Consider the following 9,041-nt stretch of genomic DNA (forward strand, 5'->3'; position numbering starts at 1 on the left):
GTGCGGGCCGCCGCCGCGCGGATCGCCGAGATTACATAAATGACCACTGACATCCTGATCGTCTTCGGAATCCTGGCCGCCACCATCGCCCTGTTTGTGAGCGACCGCCTGCGGCTCGACCTGGTCGCGCTCATGGCCCTGCTCTCGCTGCTGCTGGCCGGGCTGCTCACCCCGGCCGAGGCCGCCGCCGGCTTCGGCGACTCCACCGTGATGCTGATCGCCGCGCTCTTCGTGGTCGGCGATGGGCTCTTTCAGACGGGGGTGGCCGCCGCGATGGGCCGCTGGCTCGGGCGGGTGGCCGGCACCAGCGAGCTGCGCGTCCTAACGGTGACGATGCTGGTGGTCGCGCCGCTCTCGGCCTTCATCAGCTCCACTGGCACCGTGGCGATCATGATGCCGATCGCGGTCAGCCTGGCCCGCCGCGCCGGGTTCAGCCCCTCGCGCCTGCTCATCCCTATGGCCTACGCCGCCCTGATCGGCGGGATGCTGACCCTGATCGGCACGCCGCCGAACCTGGTGGTGAGCGAGGCCCTCGTCACCGCCGGGCGGCCGGCCCTGGGCTTCTTCAGCATGACGCCGATCGGGCTGATCATCCTGCTGGCCGGCGTGGCCTTCATGGCCCTGGCCGGCCGCCGCCTGCTGCCCGCCCGGGTTGACCCCGCCGCTGGCGCGGGCCGCTCGCAGATCTCGCTGGCCGAGCTCTCGGCGGCCTACCTGATGCCCGACAGCATCTCGCGGCTGCGAGTGCGCGCGGGCTCGCCCCTGGCCGGGCGCAGCCTGGCCGAGAGCGGCCTGCGCGCCCGCTACGGGGCCACCGTGGTGGCGGTGCAGGCGTGGCCGCCGGCCCGCCCCGCGCCCGGCCCCTCGCGCCCGGCCAACGCCGAGAGCCGGCTGGCCGTCGGCGACCTGATCGAGGTGCAGGCGCCCGCCGCCCGCGTTGCCGGCCTGGTGGCCGAGCAGGGGCTCGACCAGCTGCCGGCGGCGAGCGGCGGCCAGCTGATCAGCTCCGACCTGCACATCATCGAGGTGGCCCTCAACCCGCGCTCGCGCTTCATCGGCCGCACGATCGCCGACGCCAACATCCGCCGCGAGTTCGGCGTCACCGTGCTGGGCTTCCAGCGCCTCGGCCAGCCGCTTGAGGGCGACCTGGCCGACGAGCCGCTGCGCTTCGGCGACACCCTGCTGGTGGCCGGGTCGGCCGAGGCCCTGGAGCCGGTGATCCAGGAGCAGCGCCACTTCGGCGACTTTGTGGTGGCCTCGGTGCCGCGCGAGCTTGAGGAGCGGGCCAGCGAGCAGCTCTCGCCGCGCTGGCCCGCCGCCGTGGCGATCATGCTGGCCATGCTGGCGGCCATGGCCCTCGGCTGGCTGCCCACCGTCACGGCGGCCCTACTGGCCGCCGTGGCCATGGTGCTGAGCGGCTGCACGCCGATCGCCGGGGTCTACCGGCGCATGAGCTGGGAGAGCCTGGTGCTGATCGCGGCGATGCTGCCGATGGCCACCGCCCTCCAGAAGACCGGCGGCGCAGCGTTGATCGCCGAGGCCCTGACGACGACCCTCGGCGGGGCCGGGCCGCTCGCCCTGCTGGCCGGGGTCTTTGTGCTCACCAGCCTGTTCAGCCAGTTCATCTCGAACACAGCCACGGCGGTGCTGCTGGCTCCGATCGCCCTGGAGGCCGCCATGCGTATCGGCGTCAACCCCGAGCCGCTGCTGGTGGCCGCCGCCATCGCCGCATCCACCGCCTTCGCCACGCCGATCGCCACCCCCGTCAACACGCTCATCCTCTCGCCCGGCGGCTACCGCTTCGCCGACTACGCCCGCGCCGGCCTGCTGCTCCAGCTGATCGTGCTGCTGATCTGTCTGGTCGCCGTGCCGATCTTCTTCCCGTTCTAGGCTGGGGCCGCACGGTGAGGGTGTGGGAGAGCGAAGCTCTCCCACAAAAAAACTGGCTCTGCTGCGGCGCGGCGTAGCCGCGCCGCAGCAGAGCCAGTGCGGCATGTGCCTGCCAGGAACACCTCCGCGCTACTCCGCGCTCCAAACCTCCACCCGGTTGCGCCCACCCTGCTTGGCCCGGTAGAGCGCCTCGTCGGCCCGCTTGACCAGGGACTCCGGCGTGTCGTCGGGGCGCGCGGAGGACACCCCCAGGCTGAGCGTGATCGGCGCGGGCTGGGGGGCGGGGCGCTGCGCGATCGACAGGCGCAGCCGATCCGCCAGGGCGGCCGCCTCGGCGGGGGCGACCTGCCGGGCGATGACGATGAACTCCTCGCCGCCCCAGCGCCCCAGGGTGTCGCTGTCGCGCAGCTGTCTGCGCAGGGCGGCGGCCAGGTCGATGAGCACAGAGTCGCCCACGTCGTGGCCGAATCGGTCGTTGATCTGCTTGAAGTGGTCGATGTCGATCAGCAGCGCCGCCAGATCCTTGCCCATCATCTGCGCCTCGGCGAGGGCTGCCTGGAGCGCGTGGGCGGCGGCGCGGCGGTTCGCCACGCCGGTCAGGTAGTCCACATTGGCCGCCGTGCTCATCACGCTGGCGTCATCTCGCGCCGCGACCAGGTGCGCCTTGAGCCAGGCGATGCTCGTGAGGGCGACGATGTAGACCGGGTGCGCCCAGAGCAGGTTGATCACGATAGCGTGGCTATCGCTCTGTGCGCTCGCCAGCCCGCCGAGCAGGAGCAGCGCGATGATCGGCACGAGGAGCGTCAGGTAGATTATGATCGAGATGCCGATGGCATGGCGCGTCTCGAAGAAAATAAACGCCGTCATGTAGACCAGGGGCACCCACTGGACCATCGTGGCGATGCTGTAGAGCGACGAGTCGGTCTGTAGGTCGAGGACGATGCTGAGGAGCTGGATGATCACATAGAGGGCGAGGGTGACGAAGCTGATCTTCTCGGCGATAAACAGGGTCTGTGGCCTGAGCGAGATCGCGATCAGGCTCGAGGCGTAGACGGCGGCCATGATCGGGTAGGCGACACGGTCGAGCTGGATGATCAGCCCCGAGAGCGACTCCAGCGCCCAGATCGCCAGGAGCGCGCTCACCCCGCATGTCAGCAGCAGCTTGAGGATGCGGAGCTTGAACGGGTAGAACGTCGCCGACGTCCTATGCGAGGGGGCTTTCGGCGAGGAGGGCTTCATGGCACTATCCTGGTGCGTAGCCGGCGCAGGCAACACGGGTGCGCTGGGAAGCCAGTATAGCATTCGATAGCGCCGACGACGAGCACCTGCCCGCTCGCCAGCAGCGTCGCCGTGTGAATGCCGCGCGCGCTGGCCAGGCTATCGGTGGGGCTCCAACTTCCCGTCGCCGGGTCGTAGCGCTCCGCGCTGCTCAGGTAGCCGCTGCCGTCAGAGCCGCCGACGACGAGCACCGTGCCGTCAAGCAGCAGCGTCGCCGTGTGGTATTGGCGCGCGGTAGACAGGCTGCCGACATCGCTCCAGCTGCCCGTCGTCGGGTCGTACACCTCCGCGCTGCTCAGGTAGCCGCTGCCGTCAGAGCCGCCGACGACGAGTACCTGCCCGCTCGCCAGCAGCGTCGCCGTGTGCCTGCGGCGCGCGGTGGCCAGGCTGCCGGTAGCGCTCCAGTTGCCCGTCGCCGGGTCGTACAGCTCCGCGCTGCTCAGGTAGCCGCTGCTGCCAGAGCCGCCGACGACGAGCACCTGCCCGCTGGCCAGCAGCGTCGCCGTGTGATCGGTGCGCGCGCTGGCCAGCGTGTTGGTGATCGTGCCCCAGGTCGGGTCGATCAGCAGCGGGTAGGCCAGGCCGGCCGGGTCGAGGGCCAGGGTCAGCCGCGCCGGGCCATCCGCACGCCCCGGCGCCAGCTCCCAGCGCACGGCGTCCGTCGAGCGCCGGCCGGTCGCATCGACCAGCCAGGGCGCGGCGATGGTCAGCGTGCCGCCGGCGGTCGCCACCCGCACGCCGCCCGCCCCGTCGCGCGTCACCTGCGCGTCGGCCCCCGCGTCGAGCGTGTAGGCGAAGCGCGTCGGCGCGCCGGCGTCGCGCAGATACAGCAGCTCCTTCACCTGCCCGTCGCCAGCCAGGTAGACGCTATCCGTCGCCGGGTAGGCCTCGCGGTACACCAGCGCGCCGTCCTCGACGGCGCCCGCGACCGAGGCGGCATCGAGCGCCTGGAGCCGCACCTGCGCCGCCCCCTGGCTCACGATCAGCGGGTCGCTGAAGCGCTGCGGGAAGAAGGCGCTCAGCCCATCGGCGGGCGCACTGCGGCGGGCCATCGCCAGCCAGGCCGCGCGCTCGGCCGGCAGCATGCCCTCAGGCGGCAGCGGGTCGGCGGCGGGCACCAGCCCGGCCAGCGCCTGGCCGGCCACATCGCGCGTCGCGGGCGCGAAGGACGCGCGCGCGGCCAGCTGCGGCGCCAGCGCGGGGAAGGCCGCGCGCAGCTGCGCCGAGAGCGACGGCGCCTCCGGCGTCGGCAGCGCCGCCTGGGCGCGACCGACCGGGGCGAGGCCCCAGAGGCTCAGCGTCAGCACAATGCACAGCAGGGCGGAAAGACGCGTGCGCGCGCGCGATTGTAGAGGGTGTCCGGCTTCCATTGACGGTCTCCTGTAATGAATTCGGTAGCCTGTCCGTCACGAAGTGAACCCAGATACTGTATGTATCGCCACATAGAGGAACGGTAGGCAAATGGTTGACGATCAGTGCCTGGCACCCTAACAATACAGACCGCTCATTAATGTACTATTATTATTTATTGTGAAAAAAAATTACAATCGCCCTGCACAACGCCGGCGCAGCGCAGCCGACGTATGGGCATTAGGTAAGCCCGCCCGTTTACGCGCCGGGCGGCCCGGCGGGCCTGCCACCTTAACCAGAAGTTGCGCCGCCTTAACCCGGAGGCTCGCCGACTAAACCGGCAGGCTCGCCGACTAAACCGGCAGGCTCGCCGACTAAACCGGCAGGCTCGCCGACTAAACCGGCAGGCTCGCCGACTAAACCGGCAGGCTCGCCGACTAAACCGGCAGGCTCGCCGGTTACGCCGCACCCTCGATCACGGGTGTGGCGTATGGTTGATACCGCTGGCGAATTGTCGCAGTTGTCCGCCACCGCTGCATCAGGCAGCGGTGGAACTCGTAGGTCAGAAGGGCGTTTTGGAATTCGCCAGCGGTATCATGGTTTCGGCGCATATGCGAGGCACCCGGCCGTTTACGGCCCGGCGGGTGCCGGGCGCCTGCAAGAACATACGTCTACCCCTCTCCCAGTCCCCAGACACAGCCAGCACCGCCGGTGCTATACTGATGCGCGATCTGACGAGCAATAGGATGGAGCGAGCAAAGCGATGATTCTGATCACCGGATGCGCCGGCTACATCGGCCGGCACCTGGCCCGCGCCCTGCGCGCCGACGGCCTGGCCGTGCGCGGCCTCGACCGCGACGCGGCGCGGCTGGCCGAGCTGGCCGCCCTCGGCGTCGAGACGGTCGCCGCCGACGTGGGCGATGCCGGCGCGCTGGTCGCGGCCCTGCGCGGCGTCGAGGTGGTCTACCACCTGGCCGGCTCGGCCCTGGGCACGCCCGAGGAGATCGTGCGCGGGAACGTCGCGGGCGCGCGCGCGGTCGCCGCGACCTGCGCCGGCACGCCTGGCGTGCGCACGATCATCTATGCCGGCAGCGGGGCGCTCTACCCCAGCGGCGACGCCTGGCTGGGCGAGGACACCCCGCCGGAGCCAGCCTTCCACTACGCGCGGGCCAAGGCCGAGGCCGAGCAGCTCCTGCTGCGCGCCCACGCGCGCGTCGGCCTGCCCGTGATCGTCGCCCGCATCGCCGGGGTCTACGGCCTGGGCAGCCCGAACCTGATGACCGAGCAGGTGCGCCGGGGGCGCTTCCCGCTGATCGGCGGCGGCCACGGCTACGCCAGCTACATCCACATCGACGACACCGTGGCCGGGCTGCGCGCCCTGGCCGAGCGCGGCCGCCCCGGCCAGATCTACAACCTGGCCGACGACGAGCCGACCCTGATCCGCGACTTCTACGGCGAGCTGGCCCGCCTGCTCGGCGGCCCGCCCCCGCCGACCATGGCCCCCGCCGCCGCCCGCGCCCTGGTCTGGGCGCTGGGCGCGCTCGCCCGCCTGCGCGGCCGCCCCGCGCCCCTGCCGCCCGACCTCGCCGACATGGCGGCGGTCTCCCACCGCATGGCCAACCGGCGCATGCGCGAGGAGCTCGGCGTGACGCCGCGCTACCCCAGCTACCGCGACGGCCTGCCGACCTGTGTCGGCGATCAGGGATTGTAAGGGCGCAGCAGCGCGGCGCTGCTGCGCCCTTACGACAACGAGGACGGTATCCCGCTCCCACAGATCCACCTCAGCGCGTCGTAGGTCATGCCGTTGGCCAGCAGCGGCAGCGTGTGGGCGAGCAGGGTGACGGCGCGCAGGGGCGGGCCGAGGCCGGGGGCCACCAGGGCCACCGGGGCGCTGAGCAGCAGGATCAGGTGCAGCATGCCCACATCGGCGGGCCTGGCCCCGCCGCGCGCCGCCTCAGCGAGCAGGGCCACCGTCAGACCGACGGTGCCGCTCACCCCGAAGGCGACCACAGTGCCGTGGCTGGCGCGGTAGCTGCCCAGGTTCTCGGTGGCCGCCCACAGCGGCAGGGCCAGCAGCCCCGCCTGGAGGGCCAGCGCGTAGGCCAGCAGCCCCGCCGGCACCCGCAGCCCGTCGGGCGTCTCCGCAGCCCCCAGCATGATCGCCGTCGTGTACGCGCCGCGCCCCCGGTCGTTGCCGATGTCGCGCAGCGCGCCGTGTACCCCGTTGACCATCAGGATCAGCAGCAGCTCGTAGGCCATCAGCGCGCCGGTGAGCCGGCCCGCCGGCCGCCCGACCGCCGCCGCGCCGTAGGCGATCAGCAGCGTCCAGCCCGCCCCCTGGAGCAGATCGGTGGCCGGCGGGAAGGGGCAGGCCTTGCCCCAGCGGTTGTAGGCGGCCATCAGGGCAAACGCCGATGCTAAGAGGGATGAAGGATGAAGGATGAAGGATGAAGGTGGATGGGAGATCGGTTGTTGGCCGTTCGTCGCTCGTCGTTCGTCGCCCAGCAGCCATGCGTCGATCACAAACGCCAGCGGCACGCAGCCCAGCGCCACCGCCAGCGCCGCCCGCGGCGAGACATCCCCACGCACCAGCGGGTACTCCGCGCGCAGGGGCTGGCTGCGGTCGAGCTCCAGGTCGCACACATCGTTATGCACATAGGCGAAGGCGTGGAAGGCGGCCGCCACCCCGAGCAGGCCCAGGGCGGGGCGCAGGCCCAGCCGCGGCCGCACGCTCCCCGCCCCCAGCAGCGGCAGCACCGCCGTGGCACCGAAGGCGGAGAACCTGAAGAACCTGTAGGCGTCGATCATAATGTTGAATGTTGAATGTTGAATGTTGAATGTTGAATTGCTCACCTCATGCACCATTCAGCATTCAACATTCAACATTCAACATTTGCTATGGTGTCGTCCACTCGCTCAGGCGGAAGCCGGCCTCGCGCAGCATGCGGAAGACGTTGGCCGTGTAGGCGGCGATAAACTCGCTGGGCTGGCGAGCCGTGGCCAGCATATCCATGGCCGACATCGCCATCTGGCGGCGGATCTTCGGGTAGTAGGTGCAGGAGTGGACCACCTGGTTGAACATGCCCAGCCAGTAGATGAAGCGGCGCACCAGCTCGGTGTCGGCGGCGGCGGACACCCGGCGCTGGAGGTCGTCGCTCAGGCCGGCCCGGCCCATAAAGACATCGACGCCGTCCAGGTGCAGGGTGCGCATGGTCGCCAGGGTCGTGACCAGGCTGTCCGGGTAGGCCGCGGGCTCCAGGCCAGCCAGCAGGTCGCCGAGCAGGCGGAAGGTCGGCTCGGGGTAGTAGAAGCCGACGGCGGCCAGGCCGGCCACGCAGCGCGCGATCTGGCGGTCGTCCCCGCGCAGCAGCCCGTCCTGGAGCAGCAGCTCGATCGCCGGCATGGTCTGGCCGACCTTGCCGTAGGCCAGGCCGAGCGGCAGCAGCAGGATGTCGAGCTGGCCGAGCAGGCCGGGCGCCTCGCCGTAGACGATCTCGGGGTGCTCGCCGAACATGCGCTCGGTGAGCTGCTCGATCAGCGGGGCCCAGGCCGGCGGCGTGCTCGGCATCAGCGCCGAGAAGCTGAGCAGCACCCAGAGCCGGCCGGGGCCGGGCAGGCGCTCGAACAGGTTGCGCACAAGCGGCTCGGCGACGGCGAAGTTCTCGGCGGCGTGGATGGCCAGCTGGGCGCAGCCCACCAGGTTGAAGAAGATATTCCCGCCGCGCAGCAGCGCCTCCATCGTGCCCAGGTGCTCGGCCAGGGGAGTCGCCGGGTCGAACAGGGGCGCGGCGCGCACCAGCAGCGCCCGCTCCTCAAGCGGCAGGGCGAAGAACTGGTCGATCGGCATCACCTCAGAGAGCATGATCGTGTCGAGGATGGGCTGCGAGAAAGCGCTGGCCACCGCCTGAAAGATCAGGTCCTCGATCGTCTTGCCGAACAGCCCGGTGTTGAGGATATCCAGGTGCAGGCGCTGCTTGGCCAGCTCGTAGTACAGCTCCACCGTGCGGTCGATCACGTCCTGCCGGTCGCAGTGGTTGATATAGATCACCACCGAGAGCTCGAAGAAGAACTCCACGATGTTGCGCAGGTCGCGCAGGGCGCCGGGGCCAACCTTGCCGACCAGGTCCTTGAGCAGCCCGTAGGTGAAGTCGGGGTCGCCGCGCCAGATCAGGTAGAGCGCGTCGCGGGCCACGCGGCGCAGGGCGGGGCTGCCCTTGGCGGCGGCCCAGAGGAAGATCTCGCGGGCGCGCGGTCCGATATAGTAGGCCGCCTTCAGGCCGGTGCGCCGGGCCTCCTCCGAGTCGCGCTGGCAGAGCTGCTTGATCAGCTCGCCGGCGGCGGCCGGCTCGTCGGCGTACAGCTCGACAAGGCTCTCGACCACCAGCTCGCGCTGCTCCACATCGGGCGACTGGGCCAGCTCGGCGAAGCCCTCGGGCTGGCGGTAGATCAGCAGGGCGGTGCGGGCCACGTCCCAGGCCAGCGGGAAGCTGCGCACGCGGGCGAGCAGGCCGCCGATCACCGCG

General features: G+C 70.9%; 6 protein-coding genes. 2 read left to right on the plus strand and 4 right to left on the minus strand.

Annotated features, from left to right (window positions below; all coding sequences use genetic code 11):
- Window positions 1–39 precede the first annotated feature (39 nt).
- Window positions 40–1,890: an SLC13 family permease gene (locus tag K2Z83_RS10530; RefSeq protein ID WP_220595142.1), complete on the plus strand. Its 1,851-nt coding sequence runs from the start codon at window positions 40–42 to the stop codon at window positions 1,888–1,890.
- A gap of 129 nt (window positions 1,891–2,019) precedes the next feature.
- On the opposite strand, the gene K2Z83_RS10535 is transcribed toward K2Z83_RS10530, so the two are convergent.
- Window positions 2,020–3,129, minus strand: coding sequence for a diguanylate cyclase (locus K2Z83_RS10535; RefSeq protein WP_220595143.1), 1,110 nt, complete (start codon window positions 3,127–3,129; stop codon window positions 2,020–2,022).
- Window positions 3,126–4,538: a kelch repeat-containing protein gene (locus K2Z83_RS10540; protein WP_220595144.1), complete on the minus strand. Its 1,413-nt coding sequence runs from the start codon at window positions 4,536–4,538 to the stop codon at window positions 3,126–3,128. Before K2Z83_RS10540 ends, K2Z83_RS10535 begins: the two co-directional genes overlap by 4 nt.
- A 743-nt stretch (window positions 4,539–5,281) precedes the next feature.
- Between K2Z83_RS10540 and K2Z83_RS10545 the strand changes: the two genes are divergently transcribed.
- Window positions 5,282–6,229 (plus strand): NAD(P)-dependent oxidoreductase, encoded by a 948-nt coding sequence (locus K2Z83_RS10545; protein WP_220595145.1) that lies wholly within the window; start codon window positions 5,282–5,284, stop codon window positions 6,227–6,229.
- 29 nt (window positions 6,230–6,258) lie between these two features.
- On the opposite strand, the gene K2Z83_RS10550 is transcribed toward K2Z83_RS10545, so the two are convergent.
- Window positions 6,259–7,383 (minus strand): UbiA family prenyltransferase, encoded by a 1,125-nt coding sequence (locus tag K2Z83_RS10550; RefSeq protein ID WP_220595146.1) that lies wholly within the window; start codon window positions 7,381–7,383, stop codon window positions 6,259–6,261.
- A 31-nt stretch (window positions 7,384–7,414) separates the two neighbouring features.
- A partial coding sequence (locus K2Z83_RS10555; RefSeq protein WP_220595147.1) for a hypothetical protein occupies window positions 7,415–9,041 on the minus strand: 1,627 nt, incomplete at its 5' end.

The organism is Oscillochloris sp. ZM17-4 (assembly GCF_019599295.1).
GTDB lineage: Bacteria > Chloroflexota > Chloroflexia > Chloroflexales > Chloroflexaceae > Oscillochloris.

Coding starts and splice junctions, on each gene's coding strand:
- K2Z83_RS10550 (WP_220595146.1), bottom strand. CDS start 7,383: ATGGTGCATGAGGTGAGCAATTCAACATTCAACATTCAACATTCAACA.
- K2Z83_RS10535 (WP_220595143.1), bottom strand. CDS start 3,129: ATGAAGCCCTCCTCGCCGAAAGCCCCCTCGCATAGGACGTCGGCGACG.
- K2Z83_RS10540 (WP_220595144.1), bottom strand. CDS start 4,538: ATGGAAGCCGGACACCCTCTACAATCGCGCGCGCGCACGCGTCTTTCC.
- K2Z83_RS10545 (WP_220595145.1), top strand. CDS start 5,282: ATGATTCTGATCACCGGATGCGCCGGCTACATCGGCCGGCACCTGGCC.
- K2Z83_RS10530 (WP_220595142.1), top strand. CDS start 40: ATGACCACTGACATCCTGATCGTCTTCGGAATCCTGGCCGCCACCATC.